General features: G+C 42.5%; 22 protein-coding genes and 1 tRNA gene. 15 read left to right on the top strand and 8 right to left on the bottom strand.

Translation table 11 applies throughout. The features are described 5' to 3' along the window. From OA34_RS08105 to OA34_RS08085, 5 genes are all read left to right on the top strand, one after another. Entirely contained in the window at positions 1-828 is an 828-nt protein-coding gene (locus tag OA34_RS08105; protein WP_039674215.1) for a 50S ribosomal protein L11 methyltransferase, read from the top strand. After that, the gene (gene ftsH / locus OA34_RS08100) at positions 829-2790 is read left to right on the top strand and encodes an ATP-dependent zinc metalloprotease FtsH (RefSeq protein WP_286682926.1); all 1962 of its coding nucleotides are present in this window, start codon (positions 829-831) and stop codon (positions 2788-2790) included. Continuing rightward, positions 2783-3430, top strand: a complete 648-nt coding sequence (locus tag OA34_RS08095; protein WP_039674213.1) for a phosphatidylserine decarboxylase — start codon at positions 2783-2785, stop codon at positions 3428-3430. The genes ftsH and OA34_RS08095 overlap by 8 nt, the downstream gene beginning before the upstream one ends. Position 3431: 1 nt before the next feature. Next, entirely contained in the window at positions 3432-4163 is a 732-nt protein-coding gene (gene pssA, locus OA34_RS08090; RefSeq protein WP_039674211.1) for a CDP-diacylglycerol--serine O-phosphatidyltransferase, read from the top strand. 230 nt (positions 4164-4393) lie between these two features. Next, on the top strand, positions 4394-5953 hold the full coding sequence (locus OA34_RS08085; protein ID WP_039674209.1) for a 2-isopropylmalate synthase: 1560 nt from the start codon (positions 4394-4396) through the stop codon (positions 5951-5953). A 40-nt stretch (positions 5954-5993) separates the two neighbouring features. Here OA34_RS08085 and OA34_RS08080 read toward each other — a convergent pair whose 3' ends face one another. The 6 genes from OA34_RS08080 to OA34_RS08055 are packed head-to-tail and all read right to left on the bottom strand — an operon-like array spanning position 5994 to position 13638. Next, positions 5994-8327 (bottom strand): tetratricopeptide repeat protein, encoded by a 2334-nt coding sequence (locus OA34_RS08080; RefSeq protein ID WP_039674207.1) that lies wholly within the window; start codon positions 8325-8327, stop codon positions 5994-5996. A gap of 1 nt (position 8328) precedes the next feature. Next, positions 8329-9573 carry a serine--tRNA ligase gene (gene serS, locus OA34_RS08075; RefSeq protein WP_039674205.1) on the bottom strand — a complete coding sequence of 415 codons (1245 nt, stop codon included), beginning with the start codon at positions 9571-9573 and terminating at the stop codon, positions 8329-8331. An 8-nt stretch (positions 9574-9581) separates the two neighbouring features. Continuing rightward, complete coding sequence (gene trpS, locus OA34_RS08070; protein ID WP_039674203.1) at positions 9582-10547, bottom strand: tryptophan--tRNA ligase; 966 nt, start codon at positions 10545-10547, stop codon at positions 9582-9584. Then, on the bottom strand, positions 10535-11086 hold the full coding sequence (locus tag OA34_RS08065) for a shikimate kinase (protein ID WP_286682925.1): 552 nt from the start codon (positions 11084-11086) through the stop codon (positions 10535-10537). Before OA34_RS08065 ends, trpS begins: the two co-directional genes overlap by 13 nt. Beyond that, a complete protein-coding gene (gene der, locus OA34_RS08060) occupies positions 11079-12509 on the bottom strand; it encodes a ribosome biogenesis GTPase Der (RefSeq protein WP_039674201.1) in 1431 nt (476 codons plus the stop codon). Before der ends, OA34_RS08065 begins: the two co-directional genes overlap by 8 nt. 55 nt (positions 12510-12564) lie before the next feature. Then, the gene (locus tag OA34_RS08055) at positions 12565-13638 is read right to left on the bottom strand and encodes a mechanosensitive ion channel family protein (protein WP_039674199.1); all 1074 of its coding nucleotides are present in this window, start codon (positions 13636-13638) and stop codon (positions 12565-12567) included. A 109-nt stretch (positions 13639-13747) separates the two neighbouring features. On the opposite strand from OA34_RS08055, the gene OA34_RS08050 reads away from it, so the two are divergent. The 10 genes from OA34_RS08050 (at position 13748) to OA34_RS08010 (ending at position 21680) form a co-directional block, all read left to right on the top strand. Continuing rightward, positions 13748-14620, top strand: a complete 873-nt coding sequence (locus OA34_RS08050; protein WP_039674313.1) for a DMT family transporter — start codon at positions 13748-13750, stop codon at positions 14618-14620. Continuing rightward, entirely contained in the window at positions 14617-15417 is an 801-nt protein-coding gene (gene kdsA, locus OA34_RS08045) for a 3-deoxy-8-phosphooctulonate synthase (protein ID WP_039674197.1), read from the top strand. The genes OA34_RS08050 and kdsA overlap by 4 nt, the downstream gene beginning before the upstream one ends. 1 nt (position 15418) lies before the next feature. Continuing rightward, a complete protein-coding gene (gene ovoA, locus OA34_RS08040; RefSeq protein ID WP_039674195.1) occupies positions 15419-17509 on the top strand; it encodes a 5-histidylcysteine sulfoxide synthase in 2091 nt (696 codons plus the stop codon). Positions 17510-17571: 62 nt separating this feature from the next. Next, positions 17572-18036 carry a 6,7-dimethyl-8-ribityllumazine synthase gene (ribH, locus tag OA34_RS08035; protein ID WP_039674194.1) on the top strand — a complete coding sequence of 155 codons (465 nt, stop codon included), beginning with the start codon at positions 17572-17574 and terminating at the stop codon, positions 18034-18036. A gap of 16 nt (positions 18037-18052) precedes the next feature. Then, positions 18053-18463 carry a transcription antitermination factor NusB gene (nusB, locus tag OA34_RS08030; protein ID WP_039674192.1) on the top strand — a complete coding sequence of 137 codons (411 nt, stop codon included), beginning with the start codon at positions 18053-18055 and terminating at the stop codon, positions 18461-18463. Then, positions 18460-19146, top strand: a complete 687-nt coding sequence (pyrF, locus tag OA34_RS08025; RefSeq protein ID WP_039674190.1) for an orotidine-5'-phosphate decarboxylase — start codon at positions 18460-18462, stop codon at positions 19144-19146. The genes nusB and pyrF overlap by 4 nt, the downstream gene beginning before the upstream one ends. Positions 19147-19156: 10 nt before the next feature. Then, positions 19157-20617, top strand: coding sequence for an AsmA family protein (locus OA34_RS08020; protein ID WP_286682924.1), 1461 nt, complete (start codon positions 19157-19159; stop codon positions 20615-20617). Positions 20618-20663: 46 nt separating this feature from the next. Beyond that, on the top strand, positions 20664-20807 hold the full coding sequence (locus OA34_RS13685) for a hypothetical protein (protein WP_173636952.1): 144 nt from the start codon (positions 20664-20666) through the stop codon (positions 20805-20807). A 76-nt stretch (positions 20808-20883) separates the two neighbouring features. After that, positions 20884-20973 (top strand) — tRNA-Ser (locus OA34_RS08015). A gap of 233 nt (positions 20974-21206) precedes the next feature. Continuing rightward, on the top strand, positions 21207-21680 hold the full coding sequence (locus tag OA34_RS08010) for a hypothetical protein (RefSeq protein WP_039674188.1): 474 nt from the start codon (positions 21207-21209) through the stop codon (positions 21678-21680). A 37-nt stretch (positions 21681-21717) separates the two neighbouring features. Here OA34_RS08010 and OA34_RS08005 read toward each other — a convergent pair whose 3' ends face one another. Together OA34_RS08005 and OA34_RS08000 are read right to left on the bottom strand one after the other, a co-directional pair. Continuing rightward, entirely contained in the window at positions 21718-22689 is a 972-nt protein-coding gene (locus tag OA34_RS08005; RefSeq protein ID WP_039674186.1) for a hypothetical protein, read from the bottom strand. A gap of 728 nt (positions 22690-23417) precedes the next feature. Continuing rightward, positions 23418-24836, bottom strand: a complete 1419-nt coding sequence (locus OA34_RS08000) for a hypothetical protein (protein ID WP_039674184.1) — start codon at positions 24834-24836, stop codon at positions 23418-23420. Between the last annotated feature and the right edge of the window lie 140 nt (positions 24837-24976).

Below are 24976 nucleotides of genomic sequence, written 5' to 3'. Positions count from 1 at the left end.
ATGAAACAAACCTATAACGAATTGTCCTTAACCCCTAGTAGCGAATACTCCCTTTTTATGGATTGTTTGATGAGCCTCAGCGATGAGGCTATTGAAGAAAAAGACGGTACGATGATTTTGCGTAGCGAAGAAGACCTTGAGACGATTCGCTTCGGTATGGAAACGTTTGCCCAACAACTCTCTCTCGCTTTAGATCGTTCTATAACGCTTGAAAGTACCTTGTCGGTTTGTGAGAATGAAGATTGGATCGCGCAGTATCGCAATTCCGTTCAACCGCTTTATGTCGAAAATTTATACATTCATCCCAGCTGGGTACAAGACGATCCGAACAAAATCAATGTCGTGATCGATCCGGCGTTGGCATTCGGATCGGGACACCATGAGACGACCTACGGATGTTTGTTGCTTTTACAACGCTATGTCCAACCGAATATGACTTTACTTGACGTCGGATGCGGGAGCGGGATTTTAGCGATAGCGGCTTCTAAATTAGGTGCTAAAGTCGATTTATGCGATACCGATGAACAAGCGACGCTTTCGGCGAGTGAAAATTTTCAACGCAATCATGCGACGTTTCAAACGATATGGACGGGTTCGGTACAAAAAAGAGAACGCGAATACGATATCGTCGTCGCTAATATTATCGCCGACGTATTAATCATGTTGGCTTCCGACTTGCAAAGTGCGGTCAACGAAAACGGTCTTTTGATACTTTCCGGCATTTTAGATAAATACATCGATAAGGTCGAGCATAAATTTACGACAATGCACCTTGTTGAAAAGTACCAAAAAGACGAGTGGTTTACGCTCGTTTTACAAAGGAAATAGATGAATCCCAACCCAGAAAATAAAAACGATAAAAAAAATAACTTTTTCAACCAAAATCCTCTCTTAATGTTTGCGATTTTTTCCATAATCGTTATTTTACTTTTTAAAAATTTTACCGGCGGTACGAGCGACAACGGTATGGCGGCTAATTTCAACGTTCAAAACAGTGCAACGCGTACCATTAGTTATTACGAACTTAAAGAGTTGATCCGCAACAGCCAAATCAGCTATGTGGCGATCGGACAAACGACGATCAAAGCTTTTTCCAACGAAGGTGCACAAAAAACCGTATATGTCGTTAAAAAAGTCGGCGAAGACAGTACGTTGATTCCGTTGATGGATGAAAAAAAAGTTAGTTACGGCGGTTATAACGAATCCAATATTTTTACCGAGATTCTCTTCTCATGGGTTTTACCCGTATTTGTCTTTTTCGGTATTTGGATGTTTTTAGCCAATCGTATGCAAAAAAATATGGGCGGAGGAATTTTGGGTATGGGGAGCAGTAAAAAACTCGTCAACTCCGAAAAGCCGAAAGTCAAATTCGAAGACGTTGCCGGGGTCGAAGAAGCTAAAGAAGAGGTCAAAGAGATCGTCGACTTTTTAAAATACCCCGATCGTTATATGAACTTAGGAGCTAAAATTCCTAAAGGCGTGCTTTTAGTAGGTCCTCCGGGTACGGGTAAAACCTTGCTTGCTAAAGCGGTTGCGGGAGAGGCAAGCGTGCCGTTTTTCTCGGTTTCGGGTTCAAGCTTTATCGAAATGTTCGTAGGTGTAGGCGCAAGCCGCGTACGCGATTTATTCGAGAACGCTAAAAAAGAAGCACCGGCGATCGTATTTATCGATGAAATCGATGCGATCGGTAAGAGCAGAGCCGCTAGCGGTATGATGGGCGGTAACGATGAAAGAGAACAAACGCTCAATCAGCTTTTAGCGGAAATGGACGGGTTTAGTTCGGATAAGTCTCCCGTGATCGTTTTAGCGGCAACGAATAGACCCGAAGTATTGGATGCCGCACTCTTGCGACCGGGACGTTTCGATCGACAGGTTTTAGTCGATAAGCCCGATTTTCAAGGCCGTAAAGATATTTTAAAGGTACATGTCGTCGATATTAAATTAGGAAAAGATATTAATCTTGAAGAAATTGCACGCTTAACGGCGGGTCTTGCGGGTGCGGACTTAGCTAATATTATTAACGAAGCCGCGCTTCTTGCGGGACGTAAGACTAAAACGTACGTCGAACAACAAGATCTTGTTGAAGCGGTAGAGCGTGCAATTGCGGGGCTTGAGAAAAAAAGTCGCCGTATCAATCCGGAAGAAAAACGTATCGTAGCATACCATGAAAGCGGACATGCACTTCTTGCGGAAACGACGGAAGGTGCAAAACGCGTTTCGAAAGTATCGATTATTCCAAGAGGACTTGCAGCCCTTGGATATACGCTTAACACTCCCGAAGAAAATAAATTTTTGATGCAAAAACACGAATTGATGGCGGAAGTCGACGTTCTTTTGGCCGGTCGTGCGGCGGAAGAGGTTTTTTTGGGCGAAATTTCGACGGGTGCCGGTAACGATTTGGAAAGAGCGACGGATATTATTAAAGCGATGGTGAGTATTTACGGTATGAGCGACGTTGCCGGATTAATGGTTCTTGAAAAACAACGTAATACGTTTTTAAACGGCGGAACGGTCAAAGACTACAGCGATAAAATGGCTGAGAAACTTGACGAGCACATTAAAAAAACCTTGCAAGAGCGTTATGAAGTCGTTAAAGTCCGTTTGGAAGAGTATCGAGAATGCATCGAACGCATCGTGATGAAATTAAACGAATTTGAGACGATTGACGGAGAGCAGTTGCGCGAAGTCATTGCTTTGTTTGAAGAAGAAAACGGCATGCCTTCAAAACTCAAACACACTAAATCCGTTCACGAAAAACCGTTGAACGAACAACCGACGAGCCATGCGTAACGCTTTATACACGACAACGCAACCGATCGCCAAAGAGGGATGGAACCGTCTTGTTTTAACGGGAATGTTGTTGCTCCTTTCGTATGTGCTTTCGTGGCTGACGTGGTTGTTTTTCCTGCTTTTTGCATGGGCGCTTTTTTCCTATCGTAATCCTGAGCGCCTTGCAGACGAAGACGATGTGCGCGCTTTGATTTCGCCGATTGACGGAAGAGTAACGTCGATTGCGAAAACGACGCTTGAAAACAATCAAGAGATGTTGCGTATCGTGATTCGAAAATCGTTTTTTGACGTGGGATTGATTCGCGCTCCTCTTGCAATGAATGTTGTTACAACGACACATCGATTCGGTCTTTTTATGCCGCCTTCGCATGCATTGTCGTCCGTATTGGGCGAGCGAAGTATCGTGACATGTCAGGCACAAAATGACCAACTGTATATGGTTTGTTCCATCGGTGCTTGGGGAAATCCTATCGTGTTTTACCGCAAAAACGGTTCTTTTAAAGCAACGGAACGTATGGGTTTTCTCAAAGACGGGGAAATTGCCGTGCTCGTTAGTTTAGACGCGCGTATCAAGGTGGTTCTAAACGACACGGTTAAAGCGGGGCAAAGTGTGCTCGGCTATCTTGCGTATAAGGATTAAGATGAACGTTCAAAACGGGAACAAATTGCAATTGATGTATGTCTTCCCCAATCTTTTTACGGCGGCTAGTGCTTTTTTAGGCGTTATTAGCGTTATTGCTTCGGCAAATGCACAATTTGATAAAGCGGCGATTTATATTCTTTTGTCGTTAATTTTTGATGGACTTGACGGTAGAGTTGCACGATTGACCAATGCGACGAGTAAATTCGGTGCCGAATTCGACTCTTTAGCGGATATCGTAGCTTTCGGCGTTGCCCCTGCGATGTTATTTTATTTTAGTATCGCCCATGCGTACGGGAAAGTCGGTTCGCTTTTATGTGCGATGTTCGTCGTTTTCGGAGCGATCCGTTTGGCACGTTTTAACGTGATGATCGGCACGGTCGAGCCTTCCGTTTTTATCGGTGTTCCGATTCCTACCGCCGCCGTCGTTGTTGCGATGTGGATTTTATTTTATAAAGAATATCCCGCTATTCACGGCTATGAGAGTCTGATGCTGTTTGGTTTAGGCGGACTTTCGTGTCTCATGGTCAGTAATATTCGTTATCCGAGTTTCAAGAAGATCGATTTAAAGAAAGGTCATCTGATTAAAACACTGGTGTACCTTGTCGCGACGTTTTCGCTTCTGTATTTATATCCGATCGAAGTCGGAACGCTTCTGATTAGCCTATACCTTGTGTATGGCTTATTACGAGGCGTTTACACGTTCATCGTTGCCAAATACTATAAAAATTGAGTATAATACGTCCACTCTGAAGAAGTGCGTTTCACGCTCTTCTTCAAAAGAGCTATTTTTAAAGGAGAAACGATGAAAAACGTTACGGCGATCGGCATTATGAAATCGATTAAATGTTTACCCAAAATTGAGATTAAAAACGCCCTCCTGCAAAACCTTCTCTCCCTCTAATTTTCTTTTTTTTCATTCATTTTTAGCAACACAGATACAATCATTTAAAGGATAACCTTATGAGCGACAATACTATTATCATTTTTGATACGACGTTACGCGACGGCGAGCAAAGTCCCGGTGCGTCCATGAATACGGAAGAAAAAATTCAAATCGCCTTGCAATTGCAAAAGCTCGGCGTTGACGTGATCGAAGCGGGATTTGCAGCGGCAAGCCCCGGAGATTTTGACGCGATTGCGCGTATCAGCGAAGTGATTACCAAAAGTCGCGTCTGTTCGTTGGCGCGTGCGTTGGAGAGGGATATTAAAGCGGCGGGCGAAGCCGTTTCCAAAGCAAAATTCAATCGCATTCACACGTTTATCGCGACAAGTCCGATTCACATGCAATACAAACTTAAAATGAGTCCGGATCAAGTCATTAAAAAAGCGGTCGAAGCGGTACAATACGCCAAAACTTTTTGTGAAGACGTCGAATTTAGTTGCGAAGACGCCGGACGTAGCGAAATCGGTTTTATGAAAGAGGTGCTAGACGCCGTCATCAACGCCGGAGCAACGACGCTCAATATTCCCGATACGGTCGGCTATCGCTTACCGACGGAGATGGGAGCGATTATTAAGTCGTTACACGAATTTGTAGGAGCGCGCGCGATCATCTCGGTACACAACCATAACGATTTGGGGCTTGCGGTCGCAAATTCGCTTGCATGCGTCGAAAGCGGTGCGCGTCAAATCGAGTGTACGATTAACGGGTTGGGCGAGCGTGCCGGAAATGCGGCACTTGAAGAGATTGTGATGGCACTTCGAACGCGTAAAGATCATTTCAGTGCTTACGAGACGAATATTAACATCAAAGAGATTTACCCGACGAGCCGTCTTGTCTCTTCGATTACCGGAATTGAACCGCAACCCAATAAAGCGATCGTCGGTAAAAACGCATTTTCGCATGAAAGCGGCATTCACCAAGACGGCGTTTTAAAACATACGCAAACGTATGAAATTATGAGTGCTAAAGATATCGGACTCGATAAAAACTCGATCGTTCTTGGAAAACATTCCGGCCGTCATGCGTTTAAAGATAAATTGGCAAGCTTGGGATACGAATTGCAAGACGATGAAATTAACGAAGCGTTTGAGCGTTTTAAAATTTTGGCGGATCAGAAAAAAGAGATTTTTGACGATGATTTACGTGCGTTGGTCGCCGAAGAGATTACGAAAATTCCTCAAGTGTTCGAGTTGCTTCGCTTGCAACTTTCCGATTGTGCTCCCGGAGGCGTCCCAAGTGCGGCGGTGACGATCAATCACGACGGTAAAGAGATTACCGATGCGGCAATCGGCAACGGAACGATGGACGCTATTTTTAAAGTAATCGATCGCGTATGCGGCGTCAGCGGAGAGCTTAAAGATTATAAAGTCGATGCGGTTTCACAAGGCAAAGATGCTATGGCGCGCGTCATCGTCAAAGTCGTTTTCGACGAGAGCAAGCCGGCGATTATGGGACACGGGCTAAGCGTCGATACGATGCTAGCAACGGCAAAAGCCTATATTGGGGCACTTAACAGTTACATGTCGATGCGCGATCGTTTGCGTAGCGTTCACAAAATGGAACAAGAAGGCATTTAGCCTAGTCTTAAACCTTACATGTCAAAACGTACATGTAAGGTTATTTGACCAATTCGAACGTAAAATACTGTGAGATAAAACCGATATTTCCGATGCTTCGGTACTGGGCGGTTGCCGCTTCGTAATTTCCGACTTCTTGATACAGCAAGCCAAGCGCGTACTTACTCTCCACGTTGGAGGGGTCGGTCAATTTGGAAAGCTCTAAAAGCGCGATGGCGTTTTCGCTATGGCCCGCACCGATAGCCGAGACTGAGGCGAGAAATACGGTGTAGGTATCTTTCTTATGAAAATCGTCGATGAGTTTATTGTAGAGCACAAATGCCTCTTCAAAATTGTTAGTATAAATTTGCAAATATGCGAGCGTTTGCATAATCGACGGAATATCGACGCGCTCTTCTTCCATGCGTTTGACTACAAAATCGCGTTTTTGATGCAACAATCCGCCGATTTGCAAGAGTTTAATGTACTGTTCTTTGACGATTTTGGGGCCGTAGTAAAAAGCGTCGTAGTCTAACGGTAGCGAATTAAATTCGATTTGAATTGCTTTGGCGTACTGTTTGATCTCTTGTTTGTCGTGCTTGATGTTAAACAGGATGATATTGGCAAGAATGTCTTTAGGAAGCAAGGCTTGTAACTTTTGCGCATTGAGGCGATACAAGCGATCGTTGCCGAGCTTTTGCGACGCGACGATATTTAAGACAAGATGCAAAGGAGAGTCCTCTTTTTCTTGCTCAAGCCAGCGCGTCAGCGAAAAATGGTTGCCGTCTGTTAGGTAGATCATCGACGCGTACAGACTGTCTTGCCCGAGCGTAGGATTTTTGGTAATGCTCTCTTTCACGTCTTCGCTGAGTTTCGTGATGTCTTTGCCGATGAGATTTCCGCTCATGAGTGCAAAAACGCCGGCGAGATAGTTGCCGTTATCGAGATGGTAACTTTTGGAAAAATGGCGATATGCCGCACCGTAATCGCCCATTTGCGCATAGGTCAACGCCAAATTGTAATGTAAAATAGAGTGGTTTTTGTATTCGTCGACCATTTTCAAGAAGAGATCGTTGGCTTCGTATACGTGAAAATCAAGAGCTTTTTTGATGCCTTTGGAGATAGCGATGTTGACTTTGGAAATCGTCGAGCTGGCTTTTAAATACGAAAGAGCCGGTCCGATTTCGTCGATAAAAATATTCATACTTCCTTTTCGAATATAATCGATCGTCTGTTTTGCGTCGAAAACTTTGTACGGTGCGTAGTAAAATAAAAGACTGTAGATATTCTCGTTGTCGAAGAAAAGCTCTTTTTCAAATTCGCTTTGCGCCTTGTCCACGTCAAAGAGCGTGGGTTTTAAAATTGCGTGCATTTTGTAAATCGGGGCGGCATTTTCGTCACGTACTTTGGCGACTTCTTGGATGAGCGAAGCCGTGTTGGCAAGATTGCCGAGTTTATTTTCAACCAAAGCAAGTGCCATTTTGATGTGCGTATTTTCAGGTTCGTTGCGAAGCGCGCGTACCAAATAGTTTTTGGCTTTACTATAATCGCCGAGTTTTGCCTGTAAAAGCCCTAACGTAAACAGATCGCTCTCTTTGGCAACGCTTTCCAAATCCTTGTACGCCTCTTGATTGTACGCTAAAGAGGCCAAGATTTTCGACGTAAGATAGTTTTGGTCTTCGCGGTAAAAATCGTTGGTAGGATGCGAGAGCGCACTTAAGGCTTCAACGTAAAAATTTTTATAATAATGCACCAAGCCCACGTAGTAGGAATAAAGCGGAGCATTGCTCTCTTCGGGAAGGTACGCGTATGCCAAATCGACGTAGTAGTGAAACAGCGTGGCGTCTCCCATTTCCAAAGCGCAAACGGCGGCATTGATGGCACTGATGCAGCGATGCTCTTGGTTTTGAATCGCTTTTTTAAAGGCGTCCAAAGCCTCGGCGTAACTTTGTTCTTTGAGCTTGGCGACGCCGATATTGTAATACGAAATCGCTTCGTTATACGTCGCAATTTTTTCGTAAAGTTTCAACGCTTCGTCTTTGTTGCCTTGTTCGTAAAGCACATGGGCTTTTTTAATCATCGAATCGACGCGGGAGGGAGAAAACTGCTCTTTGACGATCGGTTTTTCTTCGTGTTTAACGATCGGCGCGGGAGAAGGCGTCGGGTGCGATTTTAATTTCAAAATAACGATGATCGCGATAATAATCGCCAGAAGAAGCACGCCCGCGGCGACTAAGAGAATCAGCAGACGTTTTTTCGCTTGTTTGGCAAGTTCGTCTTCTGCATTTTCCTCGGATGCCGTCTCTTCGGAAGCTTCCTCTTCGATAGGCGCAAAGCCTTCTTCCGTAGGAGTCGAAGGATCCGCTTCGAGGATGACGACTTCTTCTTCCGCCATCTTACATGTACTCTTTTAAAACGTCGGGAATCGCGATGCTCCCGTCTTCTTGTTGGTAATTCTCCATCAGTGCGATTAACGTACGTCCGACGGCTAACGAAGAGCCGTTGAGCGTATGAACGAGACGGTTTTTACCGTTATCTTTGAAGCGAATTTTCGCGCGTCTTGCTTGAAAATCAAAGGTATTGGAGACAGAACTGATCTCGCGGTAACGGTTTTGTCCGGGAAGCCAGACTTCCAAATCGACCGTTTTGGCGGCACTAAAGCCGAGGTCTCCGCCGCAAAGCATTAAATGGCGGTGCGGAAGCCCCAAGGAGGTCAACAAATCGGAAGCGCATGAAAGCATCTCGTCAAAAACGGCTTCGCTTTGCTCGGGCGTCGTGATGCTGACCAGCTCGACTTTATCGAACTGATGTTGGCGAATCATACCGCGAGTATCTTTACCGGCACTGCCCGCTTCTTTACGAAAACACGCCGAATAACATGTCATTTTAATAGGCAACTCTTCTTGCGTTAAAATTTCGTCTCGAAAGAGATTCGTCACGGGTACTTCGGCGGTCGGGATTAAAAAAAGCTCTTCGCCTTCGATTTTAAACAGATCGTCTTCGAATTTGGGCAATTGTCCCGTTCCCATCAAGGTTTCGCGGTTGACGATGTACGGAACGCACACCTCGTGAAAGCCGCGTTTACGGTTAAAATCCAACATGTAATTAATTAAGGCGCGTTCAAGCCGTGCCGCTTCGTTTTTCAGAACGCTAAAACGGCTTTTGGAGAGTTTGACGCCGCGCTCAAAATCGATCCAATTTTGTTTGATATCCAAATCCCAATGCTCTTTGGGCGTAAAAGAGAAGACGCGAGGCTCTAAGACGCGTTTGAGTTCGACGTTATCGTTTTCGTCTTCGCCTTCTGGGACAAGGGAAGAGGGCATATTGGGAATGACGGAGGCTTGCATTTCCATTTGTTCTTCCAATGCCCGAACGATCTCTTGCGCTTCGGCGATTTTTGCTTTATTGTCCGCAAGTTCCGCTTTGAGTGCGCTCACGTCTTTACCTTCTTTCGCGTAAACGCCGAAGAGTTTGCTTTTGGCGTTTTGCTCCGCTTGCAAAGGCTCCAGCACGATGCGCGCATTTTTAAGCTCCAACGAGAGCGTTCGAAGATTTTCCAACAGACTTTCGTCGACTTTTTTCTTGCGAAGCGCGGTCGCTACGGTTTCAAAATCATTTTGTATCAGTTTAATATCTAACATAAAAGTTCCTAACGATAAATTCCGACAAGGTCGCGTACGATTTTCATTTTTGCAGAAGCGATGGTGCGGGCTTTTTGCGCGCCGGCTTCTAAAATCTCGATCACTTCGTTTGGATGGTCTAAAAAGTAGGCACGTTTTTCGCGCGCGCTTGCAAAATAGTTCCAAACCAATTCGTTCAAATAGGCTTTAAAATGCCCGTATCCTTCGCCGCCTTTTGCGTAACGTTCTTTTAACGCCTCTACTTCGTCATTTTTCAAAAAGAGTTTAGCCAAAGCAAAAACGTTACATGTCGTGTAGTCTTTGGGCTCTTCTAAGGGAGTGGAATCGGTAACGACACGGGCAATCGTCTTTTTGAGCTCTTTTTCGCCGCAAAAAATATCGATCGTATTGCCGTAGCTTTTACTCATTTTCGCACCGTCGATACCCGGAACCGTGGCGACTTCTTCTTCGACTTTAAAGGTTGGAACGGTAAAAATTTCCCCGAAATCGTTGTTGAATTTGATGGCAATGTCGCGTGCGATTTCGACATGTTGAATCTGATCTTTGCCGACTGGAATCACGTCTGCGTCGTAGAGCAAAATATCTGCCGCCATTAAGACGGGATACGAAAAGAGCGAATGGTTGGCGGCAATGCCCTTGGCGACTTTGTCTTTATAACTGTGCGCACGCTCCAATAAGCCCATCGGCGTGTATCCGGAGAGAATCCAATAGAGCTCCAATACTTCTTTGACGTCCGATTGTACCCATAGCGTGGACTTGGAAGGATCGATACCTAAAGCCATAAAATTGATCGCCGCGTCTAGCGTGTTTTGCTTAAGTGCCGGAGCGTTTTTTAACGAAGTTAGCGCATGGTAGTTCGGAATAAAAATAAACAAATCGCTCTTTTCCTGTAAATCGACCATTTGTTTGATCGCACCGAAATAATTGCCGATATGAAGGGCACCGGAGGGTTGAATTCCCGTTAAGACTCGCATCGTTTTTTAATCCTTTTTAATTTTAAAACTTTGATGATTTCCGCGACGATCTCTTGGACAGAGCGGTTTTCGACGTCGATCATCACGTCGGCTTTTTTTGCGTACAAAGGAGCACGCTCTTCAAACAAAGCCCTAGCTTTTGCCTCGTCGCTTAAAAGCGGTCGTTTGGCAAGTTTTAGGTCCGCTTTTTCGTGTGTCAGCAGTCGCGCCATAATGCCCTCGTACGAAGAGCGAAGGTAGACGACGGTGCCGATTTTGTCCAAATTGTCGGTTTTAAAAAAGCCTCCGCCGGTTGAAATGACGGCATTTTGAACGTTTTTTTGAAGCCATTTGGCAGTCTTTTTCTCAAGTTTTCGAAACGTCGCTTCGCCGTCTTTTTTAAAAATCTCTTTGATTTTTCGGTTTTCCATGCTCTCGATCAGATCGTCCGTGTCCAGTCCGAAACGATCGGTTGCTTGAATCAACGCACGCGCGATTGTTCCTTTTCCCACACCCATAAAGCCGATAAAAACGATGTTTTTATTTTTTGGATCAAGCATCGTCTTGCTCGTTTTGTTCGTCTTTTTCGCCTTTGGCGCGCGGATAGATCAAAATAGGCGTGCCCTCGAGGTTGAACGTGTCGCGAAGGCGGTTTGCCAAATAGCGTCGATAGCTAAAGTGCAAGGATCGCGGTTTGTTCATTACCAGTACGATGCGCGGCGGTTTGCTTTGGTATTGGGTCGCGAAATAGATTTTAACGACTTTGGCGTGATCGCTCGGGATTTGATGTTTGATCGTCGCTTCTTTGATGACTTCGTTAAGACGCGCGGTCGGAATACGTTGCGCATAGTTTTCGTAAACGCTCAAAAGCATCTCTTTGATCTTGGAGACGCGTTGCTTCGTCAATGCCGAAACGCTAATCAGCGGCGCGTAAGAGAGAAATTTAAAACGATCTCTGACTTCTTTCATGATCTCTTCATGCTCGACGTTCGCTTTGTCCCATTTGTTTAAAACGATGATGCATGCGAGATTGTTCTCTTCCACGAGTCCGGCGATGCGTTCGTCGAGTTCTTTAAAAGGCTCGCTGGCGTCTAACACCAATAAAGCGATATTGGCACGCTCTAGCATCTCTTTGGTGCGCATTAAAGCGAATTTTTCGATACCTTCGATTTTACCGCGACGGCGAAGTCCCGCCGTATCGACGAAATTGATGATTTTTTCGTTGTACTCTATGGCTTCGTCGACCGGATCGATCGTCGTTCCTTCGATGCTGCTGACGACGGCGCGTTGTTTCCCGACCAAAGCGTTCAGTAGCGAGCTTTTTCCGACGTTGACGCGTCCGATAATCGCGACGTTGATGCGGTTGTCGGGGACGGTTTCTTCTTCGATCGCTTCGGGAAGCTCTTCTTCTTCATTCCAATCGTCCTCTTCGTCCCAATCCTCGTCATCGTCTTCTTCGTCGCTTTCACTCGCTTCGCTTACGATCGATCCTTCCGGTGTCGGCAGATACGCGGCGATCCACTCCAAGAGAGCGCTTACGCCTCTATTGTGCGAAACGGAGATCGGAAAAACGTTTTCCGCGCCGAATTCGCTAAATTCCCAAGCGCGTTCCATCTCTTTGTCGTTGTCGATTTTGTTGATAACAAGCGCGATCGGTTTATTGCGTGCTTGCAGGGCGTAAAAAATCTTTTTCTCTTCATCGCTGGGAAGCCGTTTCCCGTCAACGACCATGAGTAAAATGTCGGCTTTTTTGGACGTTTCCATCGACATGTCGTGAACGTTGGCAAACAATTCCGAGGAGCGATCGAGCCCGCCGGTATCCAAAATAATGCACGGTTTTTCGCCGATGAAGACTTCATGGGATTTGATATCGCGCGTCGTGCCGCTAAAATCGGAGGTAATAGCGATACGTTGTTTGGCGATGCGGTTGAATAACGAGCTTTTGCCCACGTTGGGCAGCCCGATAATGGCTATTTTTTTCATACGAACCTTTTGTCAAGATAACCTAAATGAGATACATTATAGCGTTGCTTTGCTGTTATTTTGGTAAACTCTCGACGTAGAGCGTCTGAGAAGGGAACGCAAACTGCGCGCCGTTACGCTCGACGATGCGCATAATTTTAAGATTGACGTCTTGCCTGACATGTAAGAATTCCGCCCAAACCGTCGTTTTAGTGAAAAAGTAAAGAAAGATGCTAAGCGCGCTGTCTTGAAATTCATCGAAATAGACCAAAATCGTCTCTTGGTGAATATCGGGATGGTTTTTGAGCATTGCGGTAATCTCTTCGACGATCGTTTGAATTTGTTCGACGCCGGTAGCATACGTCAGACCGATGCGGGTATTGATGCGGCGTTTGCCCATACGCGTCCAATTGGTAATGGGCGTATTGGCGACCGTGGCGTTAGGCACGCTTACTAAGGCTTGCGCGAAGGTGCGTACTTTGGTAGATCGAATGCCGATCTCTTCGATAATGCCTTCCACGACGGGCGTTTGAATCCAATCGCCGACTTTAAACGGGCGGTCGCTGAAGATAACCAACGAACCGAATAAATTGGCGATCGTGTCTTTGGCCGCCAATGCAAATGCCAAACCTCCGAGCCCCAAAGAGGCGACAAACGCACTCACGTTAATGCCCCATTCTTGTAAAATCGCCATCACGCCGATAGCAATAATAAGAACGCGAAGCGTTTTAATCAAAAAGTTTTGAATGTCCGAGTGAAGTTCTTTGCCGAATTTGGACGAAAAGAGGTTGAAAAGGTTTGAAAACGCTTCGACCAAACGGTACAAAATCCAAAAAACGACGAAGCTAAGACACGAACGCACAAACAGCTCTAAAAAGCGGTCGATATTTTTAAACGGCAACCACTTGATCGCAAAATAAAGACCGAATAAGACGATGGAGAGTTTGAGCGGTTCTTCGATAACGTCGAGAATTTTATTTTGGTTGTCCTCTTTTTTGCCTTGACGCGAACGCTTGCGCAGCGGTTTTAGCAACAGTTTACTGATGATGCGGCGAAAGAGCAGCGACGAGAAAAAAATGAGCAGTGCGATACCGACGTTGGCGATCGGAAAGCCCCAAAGCGAATAATTCAAGATGGATTCAATATTCATGACGTCTCCAAGCTAAGAGGTAAAAATCAACGAATTTTAACACGGAAAGGATTAAGATAACGCATTTTAGGTTACATGTGGAGTCGGTGTGGGAGCTTTTATTTCAGGGATGAATCGCGGCGTTTTGTTTATGCTCGTTTCATCGTTTAGTTTTGCAATCGACGGAGCATTTGCAAAAGTGCTGAGTCAGGATTTCGATTCGGTCGAGGTGGTCTTTTTCCGTAACGGACTTACGATGTGCCTTATGGCGGCGACGTTTTTACGAAAACCTCTCAAACAAGTCGGCGGAAAGCCTTGGTTACTTCTCTTCCGTGCACTCATCGGCTTTTTTTCGATGCTGGTTTTTTTCTACAATATCGCGCATATTCCGCTTGCGGATGCGATGACGTTTTCACGAACCGCGCCTATTTTTACCGCAATTTTGGCGTTTTTCTTTTTGAAAGAGCATATCGGCTGGAAAGGTTGGGTTGCGGTTTTCTTCGGTTTTGTGGGGATCGTCATGGTGATGAAACCCGGCGAATTGATGCTTTCTAAAACCGATTTTTTCGGCATCATGAGCGGTTTAGGCGCGGCATTAGCGTACACGAGCGTTCGCGAACTCAACAAAGTTTACGATACGCGCATTATCGTTTTGGCGTTTGTTTCGACCGGAACGGTTTTTCCGGCGTTGTTTATGCTTCTGAGCGAATTTTACCATACGCCGATGTTTGATTTTATGCTCGGAAATTTCAAAATGCCCTCAGGCGTTCAGTGGCTTTACATCGGTTTGATGGGCTTTTCGGGTGCGGTAGGGCAATTGTATATGACCAAAGCGTTCGGGACGACCAAAGCGGGTATCGTCGGGGCGGCTGGGTATTCGATTATCTTCTTTTCGCTCTTGATCGGATTGTTTTTGGGCGATCCTTTACCGGATTTTATGGGTCTATTTGGTATACTCTTGGTTATTTTGAGCGGCGTTATCGTCGCTAAGGAGAAAGAATGATTTTAATTGCAGGACCGTGCGTTATCGAAAGTCGCGAAAATCTTTTTCGGGTTGCCGAAAAATTGATGACGTACCATGAAGATTCTACTATCGATTTTTACTTTAAATCCAGTTTCGACAAAGCCAATCGCACCAGCATCGACAGTTTCAGAGGTCCGGGGCTTGACGCGGGACTTAAGTTGCTCGAAGAAGTTAGAACACAGTTTGGCTACAAGCTTTTGACGGATATTCACGACTACACGCAGGCAAAGCCTGTGGGAGAAGTCGTCGACGTGTTGCAAATTCCCGCTTTTTTATGCCGCCAAACCGATTTGTTGGTTGCCGCCGCGCAGACGAAATGCGTCGTGAACATTAAAAAAGGTCAATTTTTAAATCCCGCCGATATGCGTTATTCGGTCAAAAAAGTGTTGGATACGCGCGGCGTGAAAGAAGAAGGGTACGATGCCGCCAAACAAGCGGGCGTGTGGTTGACCGAGCGAGGCTCGACGTTTGGATACGGCAATTTGGTCGTGGATATGCGCAGTTTCGAAATTATGCGCTCGTTTGCTCCGGTCATTTTCGATGCGACGCATTCGGTTCAAATGCCCGGAACCGAGGGCGGTAAAAGCGGAGGAAAACGCGAGTTCGTGCGTCCGCTTTCGCGTGCGGCGGCTGCCGTGGGCGTGGACGGGTTCTTTTTTGAGACCCATTTCGATCCGTGCATCGCGTTATGCGACGGACCGAATATGCTCTACTTGGAAGACTTAGACGCGGCGATTAAAGACATTCAAGCGATTCAAAACAGCCTAAAGGCCTAACATGCAACTCGTCCCCACGCGCAATATCCTGCTCAACGTCGGAAGTGCGGCAGAAAAAAGGCAAGAGATACGCGACTATTTTCTGAAAACCTATACGATTTACGAAAGATTGTTCGAGGTGATGAAAGAGGACGAAAGTTATTACGTGACCGCCGATCCTTTGCGGCATCCTTTGGTCTTTTATTTTGGACATACGGCAACGTTTTTCATTAACAAACTGGTGCTTGCCAAGCTCATCGACAAGCGCATCAATCCGACTTATGAGTCGATTTTTGCGATCGGCGTGGACGAAATGAGCTGGGACGATCTGGATCAAGCGCATTATCAATGGCCTAAAATTGCCGAAATTCGTGCTTACCGCGATGCGGTCAAAACCAAAGTATTAGAGCTGATCGACACCTTGCCTCTTTCCATGCCTATAACGTGGGAAAGCCCGTTTTGGGCGATCTTGATGGGGATCGAGCATGAGCGGATTCACTTGGAGACCTCTTCGGTTTTAATACGCCAATTGCCCTTAGAGTACGTGCAAACGCATCCGTTTTGGAAAATATGTCCGATCGACACGCCCGTCGTGCAAAACCGTTTGATCGATGTTGCGGGCACGACGCTTCGTTTGGAAAAACGCAAAGACGATGCGCTTTACGGTTGGGATAACGAATACGGCTTACATGTCAAAGAGGTTCACGACTTCAAAGCTTCCCGATTTCTCGTTTCCAATGCCGAATTTTTGGCGTTTGTGGAAGATGGCGGATACGAAGAGGCGCGTTTTTGGAGCGAAGAAGGTTGGAAATGGCGAACCTACAAAGAGGCGAGAATGCCGCTTTTTTGGAGAAAAACCGATGCGGGTTATCGCTTGCGAACGATGCTCGAAGAGATCGCAATGCCGTGGAGCTGGCCGGTAGACGTTAACTTCCTCGAAGCCGAGGCGTTTTGCAACTGGAAAAGTGCCAAAGAAGCTAAAAGCATTCGCTTACCGAGCGAGGACGAATGGTACGTGCTTCGAGACTTACATGTACAAAACGACGAACCGTTTTGGGACAAAGCACCGGGTAACGTGAACCTCGAATACTTCGCTTCTTCCGTACCCGTGGATACGTTTGCGTTCGGCGATTTTTACGATATTATCGGTAACGTCTGGCAATGGACGCAAACGCCGATCAACGGATTTGACGGATTTAGCGTTCATCCGCTGTACGACGATTTTTCCGTACCGACGTTTGACGACAGACACAATCTCATCAAAGGCGGCTCGTGGATCAGCACGGGAAATGAGCTCATTCGCGCTTCGCGTTATGCGTTTCGCCGCCATTTTTACCAACATGCGGGATTTCGCTACGTCGAGTCGGAAGAAAGCGTTGAGACGCATTCGGTCTTTTACGAAACCGATCCGCAGCTCTCTTTACTATGCCATGCGCATTTCGGAGAGAAAGAAAATAATTACTACGAAGCGATAGCGCGTGTCTGCAAAGGGCTTGAAGGAGAAAAGAACAAAGCTTTGGAAATCGGATGCGGCGCGGGACGAGCGACGTTTGCGCTGGCATCGGATTACAAAATGGTGCACGGCGTAGAGTTTACCGCACGCGTGGTTCGTTTGGCGACGAATTTCAAAGAGAGCGGAAAGCTCAAATACGCGCTCAAAGTCGAAGGCGAATTGTGCTGTTTCGAAGAGCGCGATTTGAGCGATTTTAACATCGATCCCGCGCGGCAAAAAGTCGAATTTTGGCAAGCCGATCCGCACAATATGAAGCCTTATTTTGACGGATACGATTTGGTTTTGCTCAACGATGCTTTGGACACGCTTTACGATCCGGCACTTTTTCTCAAAACGATCGGCACACGCATGCGTACGGGGGCGTTTTTAGTCATCGCGAGCGGTTACGACTGGGATGAGAGTAAAACACCTCGCGCAAAATGGCTGGGCGGCTTTAAGAAAAACGGCGAAAAATATAGCACGTTCGATGCTTTACACGAGCATTTGGAACCGACGTTTGAATTGGCGCAAAAAGCGTTTGATATGCCTTTAATACGCTATGAAAATGAACGTAAGAGCGTGATAAAAACCTTACATGTCAGTGTCTGGAAAAAGCACTAAAGCGTCCCTAACAAAAAATAGGGTATGATTAAAGACTTTATCCATTTTATTAAAGGATTGCTATGAATATCGTTGAAGGAAAATTATCGTTAAACGGCACGGAAAAGGTCGCCATTATCAATAGCCGATTTAACCACATTATTACCGATCGTTTGGTCGAAGGTGCGCGTGACGCGTTTATTCGTCACGGCGGCGACGAGAAAAATTTAGATCTTATTTTGGTTCCGGGTGCATTTGAAATTCCGATGGCTTTGGACAGGCTTTTAAACGGTGGAAAATACGACGCGGTTTGTTGCGTCGGTGCCGTTATTCGCGGAAGTACGCCGCATTTTGACTATGTTGCCGCGGAAACGACCAAAGGCGTCGCCAATACGGCTTTGAAGTACCAAAAACCGGTCACTTTCGGCGTTTTAACGACCGATACGATCGAACAAGCCATTGAACGAGCGGGCAGCAAAGCCGGCAATAAAGGCTTTGAGGCGATGACGGGATTGATTGAATTGATCAGTCTTTATAAACATTTTTAATTTTTAAGGAAAACGTTTGGCAACACGACATCAAGCGAGAGAAACGATTATCGGCATTTTGTATGCCGAGGATATCGGCAATGCCGGTATCGAAAAATTTATGGACGAGCTTTTCGAAGACAAAAAAATTCGCAATCAGCAAAAAGAGTTTGCTTTAGGACTTTACCACGGCGTGAAAGAGCACTTAATCAATGTCGATGCGTCGATTAACCGCCATTTAAAAGAGTGGAATTTGAGCGAAATCGGAACGATCGAACGGGCGATTTTACGTTTAGGTTGCTATGAGGTTCTTTACACCTCTTTGGACAATGCCGTCGTCATCAACGAAGCAATCGAATTGGCAAAAAAACTGTGTAACGAAACCAGCCCGAAATTTATCAACGGCGTTTTGGATGCCGTGTGTAAAGAGCAGGAAGTGAGTGCATGAAGCTATGCGTTGCCCTCGATCTAGCTGAAAAATCCGACAACCTTGCGTTAGCACATACCTTAAAAAGCGAAGACATTTGGCTCAAAGTCGGTCTTCGCTCGTTTATTCGCGACGGAAAACCTCTTTTAGAAGAGCTCAAAGCAATCAATCCTTCGTTTAAAATCTTTTTAGACCTCAAACTTCACGATATTCCCAATACGATGGCGGATGCGGCGGAGTCGATCGTCGCATTGAATGTTGATATGTTCAACGTTCACGCCTCAAGCGGTAGAAAAGCGATGCAAACGGTTATGCAGCGCGTCAATGCACTTTCCAACCCTCCGATCGTCTTGGCGGTTACCGCTTTGACAAGCTTCGATAACGCTTCTTTTGAGGCGATTTACCGTACGCCGATTGCGCAAAAAGCCGTTGATTTTGCCACGGATGCGTACGAAAGCGGTATTCACGGCGTCGTATGCTCGGCATATGAAAGTTTGGATATTAAAGCGCATACGAGCGAGCATTTTTTAACGCTAACGCCCGGTATTCGTCCGTTCAACGAGGCAAGCAATGATCAAGAACGCGTCGCGGACTTGAAGGTAGCTAAAGCGCAAAAGTCTGATTTTATCGTTGTCGGTCGACCAATCTATCATCACGCCGATCCGTTAAGCGTTGTTCGAAAAATTTTAGAGTCTATCGCATAAAGAGGTAAATATGATTCAGAAAATTGTGCTAAGTATCGTTTTGTTTTGTGCAGTATCGATCGTTGCGTTTTTTTTACTGATCAAAGTTATCGATTTTAACGAATATAAACCGAAAATTCAAAAAGCCATTAAAGAGAGTACGGGATACGAGATTATGATTCGAGGCGACATCACGCTCTCTCTATCTCCGGTCGGCGTTAGCCTCTCCGACATTGAAGTCGCCAATCCCTCTTACCGCTCCGACGTCTCGTTTGCCAAGCTCGGTAGCTTTGACGTAGCTCTTGATATTGCTGCATTGCTTAAAAAAGAGATTAAGATCAAGTATCTTGTTATCGATAACCTTTCCCTGTCGATTGAAAAGAATAAAGAGGGTAAATTGAATTACCTTTTGCCTCCGGTAACCAAAGAAGTCGCGCATAAAAGTTCTTCCGCGAAAAGTAAAAAAGTCGAAGAAATCGAAGCCGAAGAAGATGCTCTTTTTATTAACGTAAATAAGGTTAAATTTACCCATGCTTCGATGACGTATACGGACTTGAGCGATAACGCTAAAATGATGTTTGAAAATATCGACGTCGAGATGAACGATATTCATTTTGATCCGAGTAAGCACTCTTTAAACGGGCTTGTCTTTTTATCTCAAATGCATATCGATAAAATCTCTTACGATCGTTACGTCTTTAACGACGTTTCCATGTCGATGGAGATGAAAGATGCGGTCGGTGTCAGTGAAAACCTTAAATACACGCTTTTTGATACACTCTTTCAAGGAAGCGGAAAATTTGACTTTAGCGGGAAACAGCCGAAAATTTCGTTAAAGCATAAAATTGAAGGTCTAAAACTGGCACCGTTTATCAAAGGGATGTTTCAGCAAGATATTGCAGAAGGCACGGCTGAAGGTGATTTGAAGCTTTCTTTTACGGCGGGCGATGCACTGAGTTTCAAAACAACGCTTAACGGGTACGTCAATCTTTTCGGTAAAAACGTCACGCTAAAAGGCTACGACCTCGATCAAATCGCTCCTCTTGTCGATACGCACGCTTCAAAAAATTTAGGCACTATTCTTAACAGCTCATTAAACGGAGTGCAAGGCGGAAAAACGACGGTTCAGGAGATCAGTATGCGGGTCGATATCGGTTATTCCGAAATCGAGCTCAGCGACGTAGCCTTTAGTACCGCAAAGAACAGAGTCGCCTTAAAAGGTAAAATCAATATCGTCGAAGAGAAATTTGTCGATTTGAAAGCCGCGTTACTCAATGCCAAAGGATGCAGCGTTTTTGAGCAAAAAATAAGCGGTACGTTTGCAAAACCGAAGGTCAAAATGGACGAATCGAACGCGAAAATTTTAACCAACGTGGCATTATCGTTTTTTACTAAAAACGATAAAAGTACGGCGGATAGTAATTGTACGGTTTTTTACGAAGGCGTTATTGCCCAGCCCGTACCGTTAAAAGAAGATACGAAGCTGGAATAGGTTTTGCTTTTTAAAGCTCGTAAACGATCTTTAAAAGGAGTACCCTATGCATTTTATAGAAGGTGTCGAGCTTATCGTAATGCTCAAAAGTAAAATAGAAGAGGCGAAAAAAACGGATCAAGATTCGGTCAAAAAACTTCAAAAACTGCTTGATAAGCTCTTACAATCTAAAGATCCGGTCTATATTTGACTGCCGCAAAGAGCTTAAGAAAGGCTTTAAGCTCTTTGTTATCTATGTTTGCTATAATTGCACTCTACTTTTTCTTGGACAGATGGGTGAGTGGCTGAAACCACACCCCTGCTAAGGGTGCGTCGGGGCAACCTGACCGAGGGTTCAAATCCCTCTCTGTCCGCCACGACTACTAACTCACTCAAAACCCCTAAAACAGCCTTGTTTATGAGCTTTTTCAGGTCTTTTTCTTCTAATGAAATTAGCATAGTTTTTTCCCTTTTTTTGTTTTAATTAACACAGCTTAGCATATAAATTGGTATATTTGACAACTAGAAAATGATAAAATAGCTCAGAGTATTTTTTATAATACTTTATATCAAGTTTTTAACAAGAAAATTATAGTCAAAGGGTTTAATTATGAAGCAATATCTGGATGATAGAATGTATGTTATGTGTTTAGCTAGATTTGTTAGTGAAAAGTTAATTATTTCAAATGAACCTGTTATTACTCTTGGTTTTGAAAATATTGAAAACAAAAGGTTTTATACAAATCAAGGAATAGTAACAAGTGGAAAACATTGCTTAAGTATTTGTTATCCAGCAAATAAGGAAGAAATCAATAATATTATTTCTCAAAATCACTCAGATAAATATGCTGTCTTAACATTTAAGAATACAGAAAATTATCCACCAGTGCAAAATGCAATTTTTTATACAAAAGAGGATGCTTTACACCATTTAATAAATTTACTTGGATTAATCCCAATGTATAGTTTAGGTGGTAAACCAATTGAATTCAAAGATGATGATGAATTTAGAGATTATATTTTTAAATATAACATGGAAGAATTCTATGAAAAAAATTACTTAGATTTTCCCCAACTAGACTAAAAATCATAATCTATAAATAAATATCAAAAATTGGTATTTATTTAATTTTTGATAACCATTTTTCAAAATAAGTCCTATTTGTGCTATACCAGTCATTGCAAAGTAGATATTTATTAGAAAATGGTTTTGCATAATATCTATCATAGTCATTGACTTTTCTTTGTATGTCAATATTTATATGTAAATCAATTAGTTTTAGTATTGGATATTTTACAGCAAAAACATTTCTTGAATAATCTATATCCATGAGATTTTTAATTTCACTATCATTGAGTTTGTTTTCTTTGAAAAGTTGGTTAAATGTATTTTTAACTAACTTTCCAATAGGTATTTCATTTGGATTTTTATTAATATGCTGTTTATCATTAAGAAGATTTTTTTCATTTTTCATATTTGGATTTGAAAATAATTTTGTTAATTGATAGCTTCTTAAAAATAATTCAGAAGTATCAGCCACTTCATCTGAAAGTGATAATATTGGGTAGAGTATTTGTTCTCCAAAGTCTTTATTTGATATAAAAGTGATTGTTGTGTCTAGCTCCATTTCTTCCAAAAATTTATTTATTTCTTTGATTCTTTCAACTACTAAATTATATTCATTTGGATTAATCTTAGGAGTTGTAAAAATAACCTCTTTTTTGTATGTATTATCAAAATATGCATCTAATGTAAGTAAAGTACGAAACATTTTTTTAGTGATATTTTTTACATTATCTTTATACCTTAATCCATAGGTATGGAATGCAACATCAACACCATAAACAGTATTGGAATTAAAATTAAATCCTATTACATCCACTTCAGATTGTTTAAATAGTTGTTGTAAATTGTCTATTTGTCCAAAAGGAGAGTCAAATTTTTTTTGAATCTCCACCATGAGTTTTTCTAAACTATTAGTGACTGTCAAATTCCATTTATCAGATACTTTCCAATTTAACTGAGTGATTTGACATTGTTTTATATGCCTCAACCAACTATACATTAGAGATTCACCCATTTCTATTTTCAATTAAATTCCTCCTAAATTTGAACTTGTTAGTGTATTCTAGCACAAGTAAGATGAATGAAAAAAGCCTCTAATTCTCCAAATTGATACTAAGAACACCATTTAATACTAATTTTTAAAACACCCACCTCTCAGGTCAAAAAAATAGTATTTTAAATCATTTTTTTACTTCTTGTAAATTGTAAAAATCTTTCATTTAGAAAATTGTTCAAAAAAAGGGGAAAACCTAGTTTCTTATATATACATGTAGGTTACTATAAAGGAAAGGGGATTAAATAAAAATGGGGGGGCATTTTGGAGGGGATACTTTCAAATCTTCTTTCATACACTCATTGGTAGGTTATTAATCTAACTATTTCATAGTTATCTTAATAACATAAAATAACCATATAAAAGAAGAATTCAAAATTATGGATCAAAAATTATTTTTTGTAGTTTTTGTAGCTTATACACTCAAAAATCTCTTCCTAGACAACAAAACAGGGAACCTCTAAGAGGTTCTAAATCACCTGTTTTGATGTGTTTGAGAAGTTTTAAAGGCAAAGAGCAGCCCCACAGGGGCTTAAAAAGGAAAAGGTAAGGGTTAAGGGTTTGTTTAAGTTACTACAACACTTATAAACAATATTTTCAATTATATTTATTGATTTTCTACCATTGATACCAACCCAAAATCTCTTAAAATCTAGGTGGAAAGTGGCTCTAAAACTTGTCTTTCTAGTTTTTGTAGTGTATTAGCACCATTTTTTATTTAAACTAATCTCAGGGTCATTTTTGCCTTCCTCTTCTGCTTGCACTGCTTGCTTATGAATTTTCATTCTTTCTGTTGAAGCCATTTTTTCACAATTTATTTGTTTTTGTCTCTCTTCTTCCAAAATATTTTTAATGGTTAATGTTGCCTTTTCATGAGTGTTTGCAAGGGCAATGAGATTGTTTTCAACTTTTTTTGATTGGTTGCTCATTTTCTCAATTTTTTTGTCTAATTCACTTAAAATATTTTTTTTCTCTTGAACATATTCTTCATTTTTATCAATCAAATCAGTGTTATATTTTCTAACTTTTTCATAGAAATCCACTTCTTTCAATAGGTTTTCATAGGCAATATTTATATTTTTTAGTTTTTCTTCATTGGTTTTTATATCTTGGTCTAACTGTTCTTTATAGTTCATAATTATTTCAAAATCTTTTTCCATCTCTTCAACATTGAGGTTGTGGTCTTGAATGTCTTTTATATCTTCAATTCCAAATTTTTTTAATTTAACTTGGAAAAGTTTCACCACTTGGTTGTATTCTTGAATTTCTTGATAGGTTTGGCTCATTTTCATATGAAAGATTTGAAGATTTTCAAAATCTTTTTTACTAATTTTTACATAATCCTCAGGAGTGGAAAAAATATGTTTTTTATATTTTTCAAAACCTATGTCCCAAGATTTTAGAGATTCTATATATTTAGTGGTGTCTTTGATATCTAATTTTTTTACTTTTTCAATTTGTTTTTTTAATTCTAATTTTTCTTGTTTTTTCATTTCTTTGTATTCTTTGTAGTTAATGTGGTCTCTTTGTGTTATCTCCTTACTTTCACCCCTTTCAAGCCCTAAAATAAGTGCTAATTCACTTTGCACACATGACAAACCTTTGTTTTTTGATTGTTTGTATTTTTGCTTAGTCCAACACCTGCCTTCATGGGTGATATTTGAATGAATAATGTGAAAGTGGTAATTGTGTTTTTGTTCTTGTGTTAGTTCATCAATATGTCCTTCATCTGCATGAAATGCTATGCTATATATTTTGACATTTTGATTTTTTTCATAATATTCTTTTAGTTTTTCTATACTCTCTTCAATGTTTATTTTCTCAAAATCTTCCCTAGATATTGAAAGAACCCCTTCAATAACATTGAGTTTAGTTTGATTTTTTTGTTTGATTTTTTCAAAAACTAAATCATTCAAACTTGTATTTTCATTTTGAAAAAAATCTTTATACTCTGAAATATTTGATAATTTTAATAACTCTTCACACTTATAAATGAGATTTTTATCTTCAAAAATTTTGTTTTTTGTTTTAATTTCTCTCAAATCATGTGCCAATCTAACCCATAAAGGCAACTCTTTATACTCTTCTGTTTCTAAATGGTAATGCATGCTCATACTCATTTTTTGCTCCTATTTTTTGATTTTTAGCCAATAGGGCTTCCCCGTAGGGGCCAACCCTCCTTTAGGGGGTAAGTTGGAAAACTTACCCCATGAGGGATTAATGGCTAAAACTAATTATAGAAGCATTTAAAAATTAGGAT

This window comes from Sulfurospirillum sp. MES (genome assembly GCF_000789415.1).
GTDB classification, from domain to species: domain Bacteria; phylum Campylobacterota; class Campylobacteria; order Campylobacterales; family Sulfurospirillaceae; genus Sulfurospirillum; species Sulfurospirillum cavolei.
The sequence above is the reverse complement of the archived record's forward strand: the minus strand, read 5'-3'. Positions and strand labels throughout refer to the sequence as shown.